The organism is Roseibium sp. (genome assembly GCF_048261595.1).
In the GTDB taxonomy this organism is placed as follows: Bacteria; Pseudomonadota; Alphaproteobacteria; order Rhizobiales; family Stappiaceae; genus Roseibium.
On the sequence record NZ_JBLXFW010000005.1, the window covers coordinates 63838 to 78665 of the forward strand.

14 protein-coding genes are annotated in these 14828 nt (G+C 60.4%); 8 read left to right on the plus strand and 6 right to left on the minus strand.

What is annotated here, in order from left to right:
- Positions 1-3 precede the first annotated feature (3 nt).
- Positions 4-696 (plus strand): DnaJ domain-containing protein, encoded by a 693-nt coding sequence (locus ACN0SY_RS16100; protein WP_417688889.1) that lies wholly within the window; start codon positions 4-6, stop codon positions 694-696.
- 16 nt (positions 697-712) lie between these two features.
- Here ACN0SY_RS16100 and ACN0SY_RS16105 read toward each other — a convergent pair whose 3' ends face one another.
- Entirely contained in the window at positions 713-2125 is a 1413-nt protein-coding gene (locus ACN0SY_RS16105) for a serine hydrolase (protein ID WP_417689327.1), read from the minus strand.
- A gap of 624 nt (positions 2126-2749) precedes the next feature.
- Here ACN0SY_RS16105 and ACN0SY_RS16110 point away from each other — a divergent pair.
- The 6 genes from ACN0SY_RS16110 to ACN0SY_RS16135 all read left to right on the plus strand — a co-directional run bounded on the left by ACN0SY_RS16110 (position 2750) and on the right by ACN0SY_RS16135 (position 8905).
- A complete protein-coding gene (locus ACN0SY_RS16110; RefSeq protein WP_417688891.1) occupies positions 2750-3082 on the plus strand; it encodes a phasin family protein in 333 nt (110 codons plus the stop codon).
- Positions 3083-3524: 442 nt separating this feature from the next.
- Positions 3525-3851: an ATP-dependent Clp protease adapter ClpS gene (clpS, locus tag ACN0SY_RS16115; RefSeq protein ID WP_417689329.1), complete on the plus strand. Its 327-nt coding sequence runs from the start codon at positions 3525-3527 to the stop codon at positions 3849-3851.
- 12 nt (positions 3852-3863) lie between these two features.
- The gene (gene clpA, locus ACN0SY_RS16120) at positions 3864-6323 is read left to right on the plus strand and encodes an ATP-dependent Clp protease ATP-binding subunit ClpA (protein ID WP_417688893.1); all 2460 of its coding nucleotides are present in this window, start codon (positions 3864-3866) and stop codon (positions 6321-6323) included.
- Positions 6324-7056: 733 nt separating this feature from the next.
- Positions 7057-7683, plus strand: coding sequence for a LysE family translocator (locus tag ACN0SY_RS16125; RefSeq protein ID WP_417688895.1), 627 nt, complete (start codon positions 7057-7059; stop codon positions 7681-7683).
- 107 nt (positions 7684-7790) lie between these two features.
- A complete protein-coding gene (locus tag ACN0SY_RS16130; RefSeq protein WP_417688897.1) occupies positions 7791-8549 on the plus strand; it encodes an AzlC family ABC transporter permease in 759 nt (252 codons plus the stop codon).
- Complete coding sequence (locus tag ACN0SY_RS16135) at positions 8546-8905, plus strand: AzlD domain-containing protein (RefSeq protein ID WP_417688899.1); 360 nt, start codon at positions 8546-8548, stop codon at positions 8903-8905. Before ACN0SY_RS16130 ends, ACN0SY_RS16135 begins: the two co-directional genes overlap by 4 nt.
- 38 nt (positions 8906-8943) lie before the next feature.
- Here the strand turns inward: ACN0SY_RS16135 and ACN0SY_RS16140 are convergent, their stop codons facing one another.
- From ACN0SY_RS16140 to ACN0SY_RS16155, 4 genes are all read right to left on the minus strand, one after another.
- Complete coding sequence (locus tag ACN0SY_RS16140; protein ID WP_417688901.1) at positions 8944-9372, minus strand: HIT family protein; 429 nt, start codon at positions 9370-9372, stop codon at positions 8944-8946.
- 268 nt (positions 9373-9640) lie between these two features.
- The gene (locus tag ACN0SY_RS16145) at positions 9641-10939 is read right to left on the minus strand and encodes a GNAT family N-acetyltransferase (protein WP_417688903.1); all 1299 of its coding nucleotides are present in this window, start codon (positions 10937-10939) and stop codon (positions 9641-9643) included.
- A gap of 92 nt (positions 10940-11031) precedes the next feature.
- Positions 11032-11790, minus strand: a complete 759-nt coding sequence (locus tag ACN0SY_RS16150; protein ID WP_417688905.1) for a glycerophosphodiester phosphodiesterase family protein — start codon at positions 11788-11790, stop codon at positions 11032-11034.
- Positions 11791-11899: 109 nt separating this feature from the next.
- Positions 11900-12364 carry a RidA family protein gene (locus ACN0SY_RS16155; RefSeq protein ID WP_417688907.1) on the minus strand — a complete coding sequence of 155 codons (465 nt, stop codon included), beginning with the start codon at positions 12362-12364 and terminating at the stop codon, positions 11900-11902.
- Between the two features lie 212 nt (positions 12365-12576).
- Between ACN0SY_RS16155 and ACN0SY_RS16160 the strand changes: the two genes are divergently transcribed.
- A complete protein-coding gene (locus ACN0SY_RS16160; protein ID WP_417688909.1) occupies positions 12577-13434 on the plus strand; it encodes a cell envelope integrity EipB family protein in 858 nt (285 codons plus the stop codon).
- An 18-nt stretch (positions 13435-13452) separates the two neighbouring features.
- On the opposite strand, the gene ACN0SY_RS16165 is transcribed toward ACN0SY_RS16160, so the two are convergent.
- Positions 13453-14781, minus strand: a complete 1329-nt coding sequence (locus ACN0SY_RS16165; protein WP_417688911.1) for a DNA polymerase IV — start codon at positions 14779-14781, stop codon at positions 13453-13455.
- Between the last annotated feature and the right edge of the window lie 47 nt (positions 14782-14828).

The following is a 14828-nucleotide window of genomic DNA, read 5'->3' on the forward strand; positions in this document are numbered from 1 at the left end:
CGGATGATCTATTTTCTTGTTGGTACCGCCGTTCTTGCCTTCCTGCTGTTCGGCCTCCAGTCCTTCGTGAAGGCAAACCCCGCCGATCTGGCCCGAAAGATCAAGACAGCGAGCGGTGTCGCGCTCTTGCTGCTTGCGCTGGTTCTCGGACTGACGGGAAGGGTTGCCTTTGCGATCGGGGCAGCTGGCTTCGGCCTGACCTTGCTGGGGATGCGCGGTGGATCGGGGCGTTCGCGTCCGACGCCGGGACAGACGTCAAAGGTGCGGACGGCGCTGATCGAGATGGAACTCGACCACGACAGTGGCGCAATGCGTGGAAAGGTCCTGGCCGGGCAGTTCGACGGCAGTGAACTGGAGGACCTCGACCCGGAGCAGTTGAAGGTCCTTTGGGTCGAGGCGGGAACGGATGATCAGAGCAGGGCGCTAGTCGAAGCTTATCTCGACCGCCGGCTTGCCGGATGGCGAGAAGACTTCGAGGCGGATGGAGCAGAGCGGCATGGAAGCACGGCGAGCTCTGGCGCCATGACAGATGAGGAGGCCTACCAGGTCCTGGGGCTTTCTCCCGGCGCCGGGGACGCGGAAATCCGAGCCGCGCACCGACGGTTGATGAAGCGGTTGCATCCCGACCATGGAGGCACCGCGTTCCTGGCTGCGAAACTCAACGAGGCTAAAGACACGCTTCTCAGAAGACATTGACGACATCCGTTACGCTTTACTGGTAGATGGCATAGCAGGCGAACTTCGCCTGCTTCAGGGTCTTGCAGGCGCGCAGGGCGGCGGTCTTCGTTTCAAAGCCGACGAAACGTGCGCGGTAGAGGGTCTGGCCATTGGCCTCGACCGGTTCGGTGTAGGGAGTGCGCGAACGCAGCGCAGACCCGGTTTTGGACTTGGCGCGCTTGAGCATCTCGATCGCACCGGTTTCGCTTTCGGCCGCCGCGATCTGGACCTGCCAGCCCGGCTCCTGCTCGGAACTGTCGCTGGTGGCAACGGTAACCGTTTCCTTCTGGCTTTCCGGCATCTGGCGCGGCAGCGGAGCAACATCCACCATTGTGACGACCGGATTGGCGGAGGCCGTGACGAGGTTGTCGTTGGCCGGCGCCTCCTGAGGCACCGGAGCCAGGCCGGCGACATCGAAGGTCGCAGCCATGCGGGACTCCACCTGCTTCGGCGGGACCGGAACGGTGCCGGTCACAAGCTGGGTCGGATCGTTGGGGGATGCGTCCGGCTTTGCCATGGCCAGAACCATCTGCGGGGCAGGGGCGGTCTTGATCGTCTCCGGCTTGTCGTTTGGCAGCGGAATCTCATCGAGGGCCGCTGCGCGGAAGACAGGCGTTGTGCCACGAGAGACGAGGGCCGGTGCTGTCTTCGGGCCGCGGCTTGCCTTCTTCAGGTAGCCGTTGATGAGCTTTACCATCTGGGCATCGCGGGAGCGCCCGGTCTTGCCGCCCATGACGACAGCAACGATGTGGCGGTCGTCACGCTTGACCGAGGTCACAAGGTTGAAGCCCGAGGCGCGAATGTAGCCCGTCTTGATACCATCCACACCCTTCACGCGTCCGAGCAGCTTGTTGTGGTTGCCATAGCGGCGGCCGTTGTAGCTGTAGACCCGGGTGTCGAAGTACTCGTAGTATTTCGGGAAGCGTTCCTGGATAGCGCGGCCGAGGGTCGCCATGTCGCGCGCCGTGGTGCGCTGACCGGAGTTCGGCAGGCCGTGCGGATTGCGGAAGGTTGTCTTCGACATGCCGATCTGGCGTGCGGTGCGGGTCATGCGTTCGGCGAACCTGGCTTCCGAACCGCCGATGTTTTCCGCAACGGTCGTTGCCACGTCGTTTGCCGACTTGGTCACCAGTGCGAGGATCGCATCCTTGACGGTGATCGAAGACCCTGCCTTCAGGCCCAGCTTTGACGGCGGCCGGCCGGAGGCATACTTGGAAACCTTGAGCTTCGAGTTCAGCGACAGGCGGCCCGCTTCCAGTTCCTCGAACACCACGTAGAGCGTCATGATCTTGGTGAGCGACGCCGGGTAGCGAGGTTCGTCTGCGCTTGAGGCGTACAGGGTCTTGCCGGTCTTGGCGTCGACGACGATGCCGGCGTATTTGCTGTTCGCCATGACCGGGGTCGTCATGGATGCAGCCAGGCTCGCAGTCAGTGCTGCGACCGCAGCTGTCTTTGCCAAACCACTGAAATTTCGTGCGAAGCTGAGCAGACGCATACCAAACACAGTTACAAATCCCATTTTGGGTCACGCGATTTGCGGCTCGTAAAGCTCCATGTGGACACACAAATGCGTCGCAAATGGCACGTTTGCCGCTGATTTGCCGTCCAATCTGATGGAAACGCGGTTACGAATGAGTAAATGAAGTAGCGTCAAGTCTCAAAAAAAGTTAGGCGAAATTTAGTATTAATGAACAGTTAAATTTCTCGTGACGCGAAATGTATTTATTTTTCAAAGTATACATTGAATCTAATTTGAAATAAAATCGATGTTTCTTATTCATTATCGTTGTTGTTAAGGGTTATTGATTTTTCGTATGTATAGTTGGCTTTCTGACGTGATTTTCAGCGAAATTTTATTTGATTATATCAGATGCACTCTTCTATTTTGCACTGCAAAAAATCATTGACAGGAATTGTGCGCTGCATATAATGGGTGTCGTAAGGTCAATTCCAAGGAACGCCATCCGTATCATCAAGTGTCCCTTCCAGGCGGAGGGGGAGATACGATCGGCTGGTATGAAGGGCTCCTGTAATGCTGAACAATTTTGACGAGATCCAGAAGCTGAGCAAAGACAACATGGACATCGCCATGGAAAGCTTCGGGTCTGTTTCCAAGGGTCTTCAGGCAATCGCCGCTGAAGTGGCGGATTACCAGAAGAAGTCTTTCGAAGAGGGCTCTGCCGCGATCGAGAAGGTCGTCGCATCGAAGTCCATCGACAAGGCATTCGAGGCCCAGAGCGAATATTTCAAGTCGGCCTACGAAGGCTTCGTCGGCGAGATGACCAAGCTTGGCGAAATGTATTCGGACCTGTCCAAGGACGTCTACAAGCCTTACGAAGGCATGCTGGGCAAGATGGGCAAGTAACAGCTTTGCCCGTCAGGTGCGCCGAGACGCGCCTGCCTGAAATTTGAACCCGGTTCGCATGCGAGCCGGGTTTTTTCGTGTCCGGGTGCTTCGGACCAGTCCGGTGGCGTGCTGCCGTTTCGATGGCATCTTTCTCGGGTTGGCCGCTGCAGATGCAGTCAAACTTCTGCGATCCGGGACTTCCCTCCCTTCCGAGCCTTTAATTCGCAAACCGCCGACCTACATCAAACAGTGACAGTGTTGGAGGGCCGCCGGGTACCGGTCCGCTCGTTCCAGCAAATCACCCATCAGCCTTGGCAGGGCGGTCGCTGAAATCGGCGGGTCAGGTGTCTTTTCAATCTGATGCGGATTTTGGGCGCAATACCGGCTTCAGGCTTTTACTGAATCGCTGCGATTGGTAGACTGTGTGACGGATACGAAATCGAGGACTATAGGCTTGGAAATGGCTGGCGGCGCTGATTTTGACGATGGAGATTCCGGAACCGTCGTTGTCACCAGGACGAAGACGGTTACCAAGCGCCCGAACCTCTATCGGGTTTTGCTCCTCAACGACGACTACACTCCGATGGAATTCGTGATTCATGTCGTGGAAAGTTTCTTCCAGAAGAATAGGGAAGAGGCGACCCGGATCATGTTGCATGTCCATCATCACGGTGTCGGGGAATGCGGGATTTATTCCTACGAAGTCGCCGAGACCAAAGTGACGCAAGTCATGGATTTCGCCCGTAAGCACCAGCACCCGCTGCAGTGCGTTATGGAGAAAAAATGAAGGATATCGCACGTGCCGTCATTTTCGCGTAGTCTCGAGAAAGCTCTCCATCAGGCCCTTGCCTTCGCCAATGAGCGACAGCAGGAATACGCCACGCTCGAGCATTTGCTGCTCGCTCTGCTTGATGATCAGGATGCGGCCGCTGTCATGCGCGCCTGCAACGTCGATCTCGACACCATCCGCCGCAATCTCGTTGAATATATCGAGACCGAGCTTGAAAACCTCGTTACCGATGGCGAGGAGGATTCCAAGCCGACGGCGGGTTTCCAGCGCGTCATTCAGCGCGCGGTGATCCATGTCCAGTCGTCGGGCCGGGAGGAAGTAACCGGGGCCAATGTCCTGGTTGCCATCTTTGCCGAGCGGGAAAGCCATGCGGCCTACTTCCTGCAGGATCAGGACATGACCCGCTACGACGCGGTCAATTACATCTCCCACGGCATCGCAAAGCGCCCGGGCATGTCTGAAACCCGTCATGTCGACGGTGCGGAGGAAGAGGAAGCCATTCAGGGAAGCTCCGAGGAGCCGAAGGCGAAGTCGAAGACCGATGCCCTCGAGGCTTATTGCGTCAACCTCAACGAGAAGGCCGCCAAAGGCAAGATCGACCCGCTCATCGGCCGTGACAGCGAGATCTCGCGCACGATCCAGATCCTCTGCCGCCGCTCGAAGAACAATCCGCTCTTCGTCGGCGATCCGGGTGTGGGCAAGACCGCCATTGCCGAGGGCCTCGCGCTTCGCATTGTCGAAGGTGACGTGCCGGACGTCTTGCGCGGTGCCACGATCTTCTCGCTCGACATGGGCGCACTGCTGGCTGGAACGCGCTATCGTGGCGATTTCGAGGAGCGCCTCAAGCAGGTGGTCAAGGAAATCGAGGACTATCCGGGCGCGGTGATGTTCATTGACGAGATCCACACGGTGATCGGCGCAGGCGCGACCTCGGGCGGCGCCATGGATGCCTCGAACCTGCTCAAGCCGGCGTTGGCGTCGGGGGCAATTCGCTGCGTCGGATCAACGACCTACAAGGAATATCGTCAGTTCTTCGAGAAGGATCGTGCGTTGGTGCGCCGGTTCCAGAAGATCGACGTCAACGAGCCGTCCATCCCGGATGCCATCGACATCCTGAAGGGTCTGAAGCCCTACTTCGAGGACTTCCACAAGGTTCGCTACACCAACGATGCGATCAAGACCGCGGTCGAGCTGTCGGCGAAGTACATTGCCGACCGCAAGCTGCCGGACAAGGCGATCGACGTTCTCGACGAGACCGGCGCGTCACAGATGCTGTTGCCTGAATCCCGCCGCCGGAAGACCATCGGCGTCAAGGAAATCGAGAACACCATCGCAACGATGGCCCGCATCCCGCCGAAGACCGTTTCCAAGGACGATGCGGAGGTTCTTTCGAGCCTTGCCACCGACCTCAAGCGGGTCGTCTACGGTCAGGACAGCGCAATTGACGTCCTTTCTTCTGCTATCAAGCTGGCACGTGCGGGCCTGCGCGAACCGGACAAGCCGATCGGCAGCTACCTGTTCTCCGGCCCGACCGGTGTCGGCAAGACGGAGGTGGCGCGCCAGTTGGCCTCGTCTCTCGGCGTCGAGCTGATCCGTTTCGACATGTCGGAATACATGGAGCGGCACACGGTTTCGCGCCTGATCGGCGCGCCTCCGGGCTATGTCGGCTTCGATCAGGGCGGTCTTCTGACCGACGGCGTCGACCAGCATCCACACTGCGTGCTGCTGCTTGACGAGATCGAGAAGGCGCATCCGGATCTGTTCAACATCCTGTTGCAGGTGATGGACCACGGCAAGCTGACCGACCACAACGGCAAGCAGGTCGATTTCCGCAATGTGATCCTGATCATGACCACCAATGCCGGTGCGTCGGACATGGCCAAGGAAGCCATCGGCTTCAACCGCCTGAAGCGGGAAGGCGAGGACACCGAGGCGATCAACAAGCTGTTTACGCCGGAGTTCCGAAACCGCCTCGATGCGATCATCCCCTTCGCCAACCTGCCGAAGGAAGTGGTCTACAAGGTGGTCGAGAAGTTCGTCATGCAGCTGGAAGTTCAGCTTGCCGATCGTGGCGTTACCTTCGAACTCACCGACGCTGCGACCGAATGGCTTGCAGACAAGGGATACGACAGCCAGATGGGCGCGCGCCCGCTTGGCCGCGTGATCCAGGAACATATCAAGCGGCCGCTCGCCGACGAGGTTCTATTTGGCAAGCTGAAGAAGGGCGGCATGGTCAAGGTGTCCGTTTCCGAGGACAATGCCGGCCTGCTGCTTGAGAGCGTCGAGGAGCGGGCAACGCCGCCGAAGGTCAAGCCAAAGGCGGAAACCAAGGCCAAGCCGAAGCGCAAGCGCAAGGCACCGGCCAAGGCTGCCGCGGCTGAGACTGCTTCCAGGTCCGGCAAGGACGGTCCCGGCAAGGAAGGCCCGGCGAAGAAGAGCCTGGTCCCCAAGGTTCCACTGGCGGATTGACCAAGAGACATGAATTCGAAAGGGCGCCCATCACGGCGCCCTTTTTGTTTTGCCGATCCCGGTTGATGCTGGCTGGTGCTAGTGCACGGCAGATGAAGGGGGGAGTTGCGGCAAGGCTTGCGGCAACGAGTAAAACGCTAATACAACGCCCTTCGTCCGTATCTCATTGAAATCATTTGTCTGAATTAAACGAACGCCCGGTCCCCTGAACCTGCCGTATCCTTGGGGTGTTCTTCCCACAGCGGGTTTGCCGGTGGACCGACCGCCGGGCGAGGGGAAGAGCCGGGTTTCGAGGCGTCGTGCGGGGTAACGCACCGGGCGGGGCCGCGGCCGTGAACCGGAGTGCGCGCGTGGGGCCAAAGGGCACGTGGCGGGTCCGGAGCTGTCTTCACAACTGGCGATGCCGGCCCCCTCATGCAGCGGCCGGCTAGCAGAAAAGGCGGAAGGCCAGAACGGACGGGATAACGGAGCCCGGGCAGGCGCCAGCGCCCTTGCCATATTCCACCTAATCCAAAATCGCTAGCGGGCGAGGGTCCGCAGCGCCTGCCATCCCCGTGCCTGAGCGGGACCAAGACCAGATGAAACGCCGGAGGGAAACCTTGCGGCGGCATTCGTGCTGGTAGTATCGGTTCTGCCTGCTCAAGAGCAGTGGGTGAGCGCCTGGAGGCGCTGACATGGGCGAGCAGACGGTGTAGCTTGCGAGGTGTTTTCTTCCCCTCAGACTGAGGAAATCATGATCGATCAGGCGACACTCTGGACATATCTGGCTGTCTTGCTGGGCTTCGTTTTTATTCCGGGTCCGGCCGTTCTACTGACGCTGGCGCGGGCGGGCAAGTCCGGCACGAAGGCCGGTCTGGCGGCAGCTTTCGGCATTGGAGTCGGCGATCTGGTCCACACCTTGATGCTGGTCCTTGGTCTGTCGGCGCTGATCTATGCGTCTGCGACCTGGTTCCTTGTGATCAAGTATGTCGGCGCGGGTTATCTCGTCTACCTCGGGCTTCGGGCGTTTTTTGAACGCTCGGGTGCAGGCGAGGTCGTGCGGGTCGAAGATGTCAGCATGGGCAGGGCCTTTCGGCAGGCCGTGATTGCCGAGGTGCTCAACCCGAAATCCGCCCTGTTCTTCCTGGCGTTCCTGCCGCAGTTCGTGCGGCCCGAAAACGGATCCGTCGCAGGCCAACTTCTGATCCTCGGTGTTCTGTTCGTGATCATGGGAACGGTAAGCACGGTGACGGTTGCCTGTCTGGCCGGGCCGCTTGGCCGGATCGCCGCGCGCAGTGCCAGAAGCATCCGCTGGCAGGGCAGGGTGATCGGAACGATCTACTGCGGCCTCGGACTTCGCCTCGCGCTGCAGGATCGCTAGTCGTCGGTTCCTTCCATCCTCCGGTCGCCGGCTTCCCCGTTTGACATGGCCGGTTGCGGAGATTAGTAAGGAAGCCTTCCTAATTGCCGACCTCAAGTCCGCAGAACATGTCACAAGACGAAAACAAGGGCACGCCTGAAGCTGCCGAACCTTCGGTTCCCGCAAGGGTCTGGATGGGGCGGGGTGCGCGCGCGGCCATCTCCATTCCGGCGCTGATCCTGACGGCGGCCTTTGTCGGCTACGCCGGGCTTGCCCGCGCCAGCGGCCTGTCGCTTGGCGAAACGCTGCTGATGACCGGCCTTGTCTGGGCCTTGCCTTCGGTCGTCGTCCTCACTGGCGGGATCGCATCGGGACTCGGCCTGATACCGGCGGCGATCGCAGTTGCGCTTGCCTCGGTTCGCCTGATGCCCATGACGATGGCGCTGGTGCCGATGATGAAGGTGGAGGGCAAGACGAAGCGCTGGCAGCTTGTGCTCGCATCCCATTTTATCGCGGTCACCGCATGGGTCTATGCGATGAAGAACCTGCCGGACCTGCCGCGTGAGGGACGTCTGCCGTTTTTCGCCGGGTTCGGGGTGGCGCTCAACAGCTTCGTCGTCTGCATGACGGGCATTTCCTACATGCTGGTGGAACAGATGCCGCCGGTCATGGCCGGGGCGCTTCTCCTGCTGACGCCGGTCTACTTCCTGTGTTCGCTTTGGGGCGCCGCCCGCCTTTCGGCGGACAAGGGAGCGATGGTAGCCGGACTTCTGCTCGGTCCGGTTTTCTATGTCTATCTGCCGGGGCTTGATCTTCTCTGGACCGGTCTTGTGGGGGGAACCCTGGCCTACCTCGTGACCCGTTTCATGCGGAGGGGCCTGGCATGATCGATGCATCCTGGTGGCCCTATCTGATGATCATTGTCGCCGGCTGGCTGGCGACGGATATCTGGCGCTGGATCGGCGTTCTTGCGGGCGGCAAGCTTCGCGAGGATGGTGAGCTCCTGATCTGGGTTCGCTGCGTTGCCACGGCGCTCGTGGCCGGGGTGATTGCCAAGCTTATCCTGTTTCCGACCGGTGTGCTGGGCGAGACGCCCATGTGGCTGCGTGTTTCTGCGGCCGCCTTCGGCTTCCTCGCGTTTTTTGCAAGCCGCCAGAAGGTGGTCGTCGGTGTGGTCGCAGGTGAAATCGCACTGATCGCCGGCTGGCTGCTTCTTGGCCTGCCGGGCACTCCGCAAGGCTAAGCCCTGCGGAGTATAAAGGTTCGCGGGTCGCGTGGTGTTCAGGCGCCGAGCGCGTGACGGATCTTCTCCGCATTTGCTGCAAGGACGTCATTGTCCGCCATTTCACCGGTGTGGGGCTTCAGCGGCACGTCGTCGAAGCGCGGAATGACATGGAAGTGGGTGTGGAACACGATCTGACCCCCGGCGGGTTCGGAGAACTGCTGGATCGTCGTTCCGTCCGCGTCGAATGCCTTGACCACGGTGCGGGCCATCTTCTGAACGGTTGCGATGACGGCGGCGAGGTCTTCCGGAGCGATATCCAGGATATTGCGGGAGGGCGCCTTCGGAATAACGAGGACATGGCCGTCGCCGCGGGGCATGATGTCCATGATCACGCGCGTCTTGTCGTCTTCGTAGACCGTATGGCTCGGCAGCTCCCCGCGCAGGATCTTGGCAAAAACATTCTGGTCGTCGTAGGCGGCGCTCATGGCTGGTTCCCGTACTCGGCAAATTGCAGACGTTGATGTGAGGTCGTCGAGGTGGCGGCGCTGGCCGCCCGTGAACGCGACATTAGCCAGTCCGAATGATGAGGCCAAGGGAGAAGAGGCCGCGACCGGTACGCAGGGTCTTGCACCGATCCGCGAGCCGGTCCGGGGTGCCTTTAAGAAACTGATTCAAGAACGCGAAAAACCGTCGCGGACCCAAGGGCTTGAGGGTGACGGTTGGCGAGTTGATTCAGGTCTGGTGCGAGAAGGCTCAGTCTTGCTTCCGAAACGGCGAGTGCTCGCTCAATAGTCTGTTTTCTTCCGAGATCGCCGCGCGTTCCCGGTCGAGATAGTCGGCAACGGCATCCCTGAGGCCGGGATGTGCGATCCAGTGTGCCGAATAGGTTGTCGACGGCAGATAGCCGCGTGCCAGCTTGTGGGCGCCTTGCGCGCCGGCTTCCACTCTCGCCAGCTTTCGGGAAATGGCGAACTCGATGGCCTGGTAATAGCAAAGTTCGAAATGCAGGAACGGATGGTGTTCGGTGCATCCCCAGTTGCGGCCAAACAGGGTTTCCGAGCCGATGAAATTGAGCGCGCCGGCAATATAGCGGCCGTCGCGCTTGGCCATGACCAGCAGGATCTGCTCAGCCATGCGCTCGCCGATCAGGGAAAAGAACTGCCTGTTGAGATATGGCCGGCCCCATTTGCGGCTGCCGGTATCCATGTAGAAATCGTAGAAGGCGTCCCAATGGGTCTCGGTCAGGTCGCTGCCGGTCACCCATTCGATCTCGATGCCGGCGCTGACGGCTTGTGCGCGTTCCTTCCGGATCGCCTTGCGCTTGCGAGAAGCAAGGGCGCTCAGGAAGTCGTCGAAGCTTTCGTATCCGGGATTTTCGAAATGGAATTGCTGATCGGTCCTCTGCAGATAGCCGATCTCGCCGAGCTTTTCCCATTCCTCCCGGGTCAGGAATGTCGCGTGAACGGATGAGGCACCGGACCGTTTGCAGACTTCGACGAGCCCGGAGGCGAGGGCCTGCATGCCGCTCGTCCTGTCGACGGCTGGCGACGCCAGAAATCGCGGTCCGGTGGCGGGGGTAAAGGGCACCGAGATCTGGAGCTTCGGGTAATAGTCGCCGCCTGCCCGATAGAAAGCGTCCGCCCAGCCGTGATCAAAGACGTATTCGCCCTGGCTGTGACTTTTCAGATAGGCAGGCACTGCCCCCAGAGCTGCATTGCCTGCGCCTTCCAGAACCAGGTGCCGGGGCATCCATCCGGTTTCCGCGCTCGCGCATCCGGCTTCCTCGAGGCTTTGCAAAAAGGCGTGTGACAGGAAGGGGTTATAGGGAGCGGTTTGAGAAAATGATTCAGGCTCCTGCGAAACTGATTCAATCAGTTCACGTTGGCGTTCAAGTTCCGGATCCGGCGTGAAGCCGCCGGAGGGCGTTTGCAGCCAGCCGGGATTGGCGACACTGTCCCAGGCTTCCGGCGAAATGTCGTCGAGCGAGGACAGGATCTTGATAGATACGCTTTGGGGCGCGGTTTCGCCGTCCTGATCGTCCGGGTTCTGCATCAGGCGGTCTCGCGAAGAATGTCAGGCATGCCTTCAGTGTAATGCGCCAACGGCACCGGACAAGGGGCAAGAGCCGGAAGGGTGATCAAAAATCAGGCGTCCGGATTGAAGCCTTCGAACACGATCTGGTCGGCAAAAAGCGCTGCGCGATGACGCTGATCTTCCGTGCGCACGGTCCATGTCATCACCGGGAGGCCGAAGACAGATCGCCAGATGCGCGGGGCAATGCTGGGCAGATCCCGGATGCCGTAGGAAATGAAATGCGGGCGCGTGCGAGGAATGTGCAGCATATGACGCAGGATGAACCGCTCCATCCGGGTGAAGCGAATGTATTCCTCTTCCGGGCGGGTGGCGTCGGCGACAATGCCGCGAATGACATCCGGATTGTGGGCGCGGGCGACTGACAGCATGTCCGGGTCGAAAGACTTGATGCAGGCAGGACCTCGATAAGCGGCAACCTGATCGACCACGCGCCGGACGAAATCGGCTTGCGCGCCGGGCCTGAGCCGGGACTTGATCTCGATGACCAGCGGGACCTTGGCGTCAACAAGATCGAACAGGTCCTGGAGCAGCCAAAGGTTGTCCGTTCCGGTCTTCATCGGAATGCGGACGAGATCCGCCGATGTCATCTGGATAACGGATCCGCTCCCCTGGGCGAGGCGATCAAGCGTGTAGTCATGGAAGACCAGCGCCTCTCCGTCGGCGGTCTCCTGCACATCCACCTCGATGGCGAAGTTGTGGTCAACCGCGGCGCTGACAGCGCTTGGCGTGTTTTCGATGCGCCCTTCAGATGCGTCATGAAATCCACGATGGGCGATCGGGCGTGCGAGGAAGGAAGAGACGTCGGCCATGGAACACTCGACTGACAGGACGGGAGCGAGCGCCGTTCAGACGACTCGCCGGTTTGACGAAGGATAGGGCGCAATTCACCCGATCTGGATGAAATCTGCGTGACGCAGATCAGGCAAGTTCGAAGATAGCCTCGATTTCCACGCCTGCGCCAAAGGGCAGGGAAGCCGCACTGACGGCCGAACGTGCGTGGCGGCCCTTGTCGCCGAGAACCTCGACCATGAAATCGGACGCGCCGTTGATCACCTGCGGCTGCTGGGTGAAATCGCCGGTGGAATTGACGAAGCCGACCAGCTTGACCAGGCGGACGACCTTTTCCAGGTCGCCGGTGGCGGCCTTTGCCTGAGCCAGAAGGTTGATTGCGCAAAGCTTTGCCGCGCTCTTGCCGTCCTTCACGGAAAGGTCGGCGCCAAGCTTGCCGACATACTGCAGACCCTCGGGGCCCATCGGTAGCTGGCCGGAAATGAAGAGCTGATTGCCTGAACGTACGAAGGGCACATAGTTCGCCGCCGGCGCGGCGGGTGTCGGCAGAGTGACGCCAAGATCGGCGAGGCGGGCTTCGATGGTTTGGCTCATGGCACGACTCCTGAAAACGACAATGTCACAATCTCTTGGCGTAAATAGCCCGGTGCTGCAAGGCTAAACCCGACCTTGATCGGAGTGGCGAACAGTTCACCGGAATCTCCGCCGGCGGGTCTGGCGGCGCTGAGTTGAAAGGCCTAAACTGTCATGAATGTTTGTGGTGCCATGTCTTTGATTGGAAGACATGGGAGTGGGTGGAGATAAAAATGCTGGGCCTTCGAACTCTGGCGCGCGGCGCGGTCGTGGCTCAAGTTGCAGCACTGCTGGCAGCGAGCGGGCCGGCCCACGCCGGTCCCGGCGTCGGGCTCGTTCCTCATCGCGCGGTCTATGACATGGAGCTGATGGAGGCGGACGAGCGCTCCGGGGTTGCCGCCCTGTCCGGACGGATGGTCTATGATTTCTCCGGCAGTTCCTGCGAGGGCTACAGCATTTCATTCCGCTTCGTCACCGAGTTCGTCGGCGCAGAGGGCGGCTCGCAGATAACCGACCTGCGCACTTCTTCCTACGAGGGCGGGCAGGGCAACTCGTTCCAGTTCCTGTCCAAGACCTTCGTTGACCAGAAACAGGTTGAAGCGACCCGCGGCACTGCGAAGGACGATGGCAAGACAAAGACCGTCTCGCTACAGGATCCTGAAAATCGCGAGTTCGAGATCGACCAGTCGACACTGTTCCCCACTGTCCACCTGCGCAAGATCATCGAAGCGGCTCGTCAGGGCGAGGCTTTTCTTGCTGCCGAGGTCTTCGATGGCTCAGAGACAGGCGACAAGGTCTATTCTACCACGACGGTAATCGGGGCCGCTCATGATGGTGTGGGAGCAACGGATCCCGATTGGCAGGAGACGGATCTGTCCGAGCTTCCCGCCGTGACCCATTGGCCGGTCACGATTGCCTATTTTGATCCGGAAAACGCGGACGGCGGCGAGGAAACGCCGGCCTACCAGCTCTCCTTCCTGCTTTACGAGAACGGTATCAGCCGCCAGCTCGCGCTGGACTACGGCGACTTCTCGATCCGCGGCTCCCTCAGCGATCTGGAGCTCTACGAGGAAACGGCCTGCACCAACTGAGCTATTCGGCTCGGCGGGTCAGTTTTCCTTCGGCAGTTTTTTCAGCCGTTCCTCATGCAGCAATCCGCGTTCGACGGCGGTCTTGCCGTATTTCGCCCTTAGCTTGTCCATTGCAAGCTCAGCCTGCTTTCGCCGGCCTGCACCTTCGTCGACCAGATCCATCGGGTCGGCCTGGTCTGCGGGCGTGAGGTCACCGACACCAATGCCGACAAGGCGGAAGCGCCGGCCGTCTGTTTCCTTTTCCAGAAGCTCCACACCAGCCCTGAAAATGCGATCTGCGAGCACCGTCGGATCGGCGAGTTGCCGCGCGCGGGTGATGGTCTTGAAAGTGTCAGTCTTGAGTTTGAGGGTTACCGTTCGGCCGGCAATGTCCTTCGCCTTGAGCCGCCGGGAGACCTTTTCGGACAGATCGAGAAGGATCGGGCGAAGTTTTTCGAAGCTGGCAATATCGGTGTTGAAGGTCGTTTCCGCGCTGACGCTCTTGGCGCCGCGCGACGGCGTGACATGCCGGTCGTCATTGCCGTGGCAGAGCTTTGCCAAGCGCAGGCCCATCGAACCGTAGCGACGTGCAAGATCACCCGGGTCCATGGTCTGGAGCTGGCCGATGGTGCGGATACCGTCTGAGGCGAGTGTGTTCTGGAAGACCTTGCCGACACCCCAGATCATCCCGACCGGCTTGTCGGCGAGGAAGGTCTTTGCTTCCTCGGCGCCGATCACCGAAAAGCCGCGGGGTTTTTCCAGGTCGGAGGCAAGCTTTGCGAGAAACTTGTTGGGGGCAAGACCGACCGATGCACTGATGCCGATGTCCGCTTCCAGATCGAGGACGAAGCGGACCAGGGTTTCCGCCGCAGTCGAATGATGCAGTCGCTCGGTGCCGGTCAGGTCGAGAAAGGCCTCGTCGATGGAGATCGGCTCGACAAGCGGTGTCAGATCCTGCATCCGGCGCCGGATCTCGCGCCCGACCTCGGCGTATTTGTCCATGTTCGGCTTGATGACCACGGCATCGGGGCATGCCTCAAGCGCCTTGAACATGGGCATGGCGGAGCGCACGCCGTAGATGCGGGCAATATAGCAGCAGGTCGAGACGACGCCCCGCTGTCCGCCGCCGACGATGACCGGGAGATCCCTGAGCTCCGGATTGTCGCGTTTTTCGACGGAGGCATAAAAGGCATCGCAGTCGATATGGGCGATGGTCAGCCGGTCGAGTTCAGGATGGCGGAGCAGCCGCGGGCTGCCGCAGGAGGGGCAGCGGGTGCGTCCCGGCGCGGCGCGGCGCGCGCAATCACGGCATATCGCCGAATTGCCCGAAGCGCTTCCTTGCTGCGCTGATCCTTGCCCGTCATCCATACCTATCGCCGATTGATCCCGCGTCTGGTCCAGAGCCAGAATTGTCC

What these genes read in the sequence shown, in the direction of transcription:
- ACN0SY_RS16100 (WP_417688889.1), top strand. Translation starts at nt 4, where the DNA reads ATGATCTATTTTCTTGTTGGTACCGCCGTTCTTGCCTTCCTGCTGTTC.
- ACN0SY_RS16105 (WP_417689327.1), bottom strand. Translation starts at nt 2,125, where the DNA reads ATGACGACCCCGGTCATGGCGAACAGCAAATACGCCGGCATCGTCGTC.
- ACN0SY_RS16110 (WP_417688891.1), top strand. Translation starts at nt 2,750, where the DNA reads ATGCTGAACAATTTTGACGAGATCCAGAAGCTGAGCAAAGACAACATG.
- clpS (WP_417689329.1), top strand. Translation starts at nt 3,525, where the DNA reads ATGGCTGGCGGCGCTGATTTTGACGATGGAGATTCCGGAACCGTCGTT.
- ACN0SY_RS16125 (WP_417688895.1), top strand. Translation starts at nt 7,057, where the DNA reads ATGATCGATCAGGCGACACTCTGGACATATCTGGCTGTCTTGCTGGGC.
- ACN0SY_RS16130 (WP_417688897.1), top strand. Translation starts at nt 7,791, where the DNA reads ATGTCACAAGACGAAAACAAGGGCACGCCTGAAGCTGCCGAACCTTCG.
- ACN0SY_RS16135 (WP_417688899.1), top strand. Translation starts at nt 8,546, where the DNA reads ATGATCGATGCATCCTGGTGGCCCTATCTGATGATCATTGTCGCCGGC.
- ACN0SY_RS16140 (WP_417688901.1), bottom strand. Translation starts at nt 9,372, where the DNA reads ATGAGCGCCGCCTACGACGACCAGAATGTTTTTGCCAAGATCCTGCGC.
- ACN0SY_RS16145 (WP_417688903.1), bottom strand. Translation starts at nt 10,939, where the DNA reads ATGCAGAACCCGGACGATCAGGACGGCGAAACCGCGCCCCAAAGCGTA.
- ACN0SY_RS16150 (WP_417688905.1), bottom strand. Translation starts at nt 11,790, where the DNA reads ATGGCCGACGTCTCTTCCTTCCTCGCACGCCCGATCGCCCATCGTGGA.
- ACN0SY_RS16155 (WP_417688907.1), bottom strand. Translation starts at nt 12,364, where the DNA reads ATGAGCCAAACCATCGAAGCCCGCCTCGCCGATCTTGGCGTCACTCTG.
- ACN0SY_RS16160 (WP_417688909.1), top strand. Translation starts at nt 12,577, where the DNA reads ATGCTGGGCCTTCGAACTCTGGCGCGCGGCGCGGTCGTGGCTCAAGTT.
- ACN0SY_RS16165 (WP_417688911.1), bottom strand. Translation starts at nt 14,781, where the DNA reads ATGGATGACGGGCAAGGATCAGCGCAGCAAGGAAGCGCTTCGGGCAAT.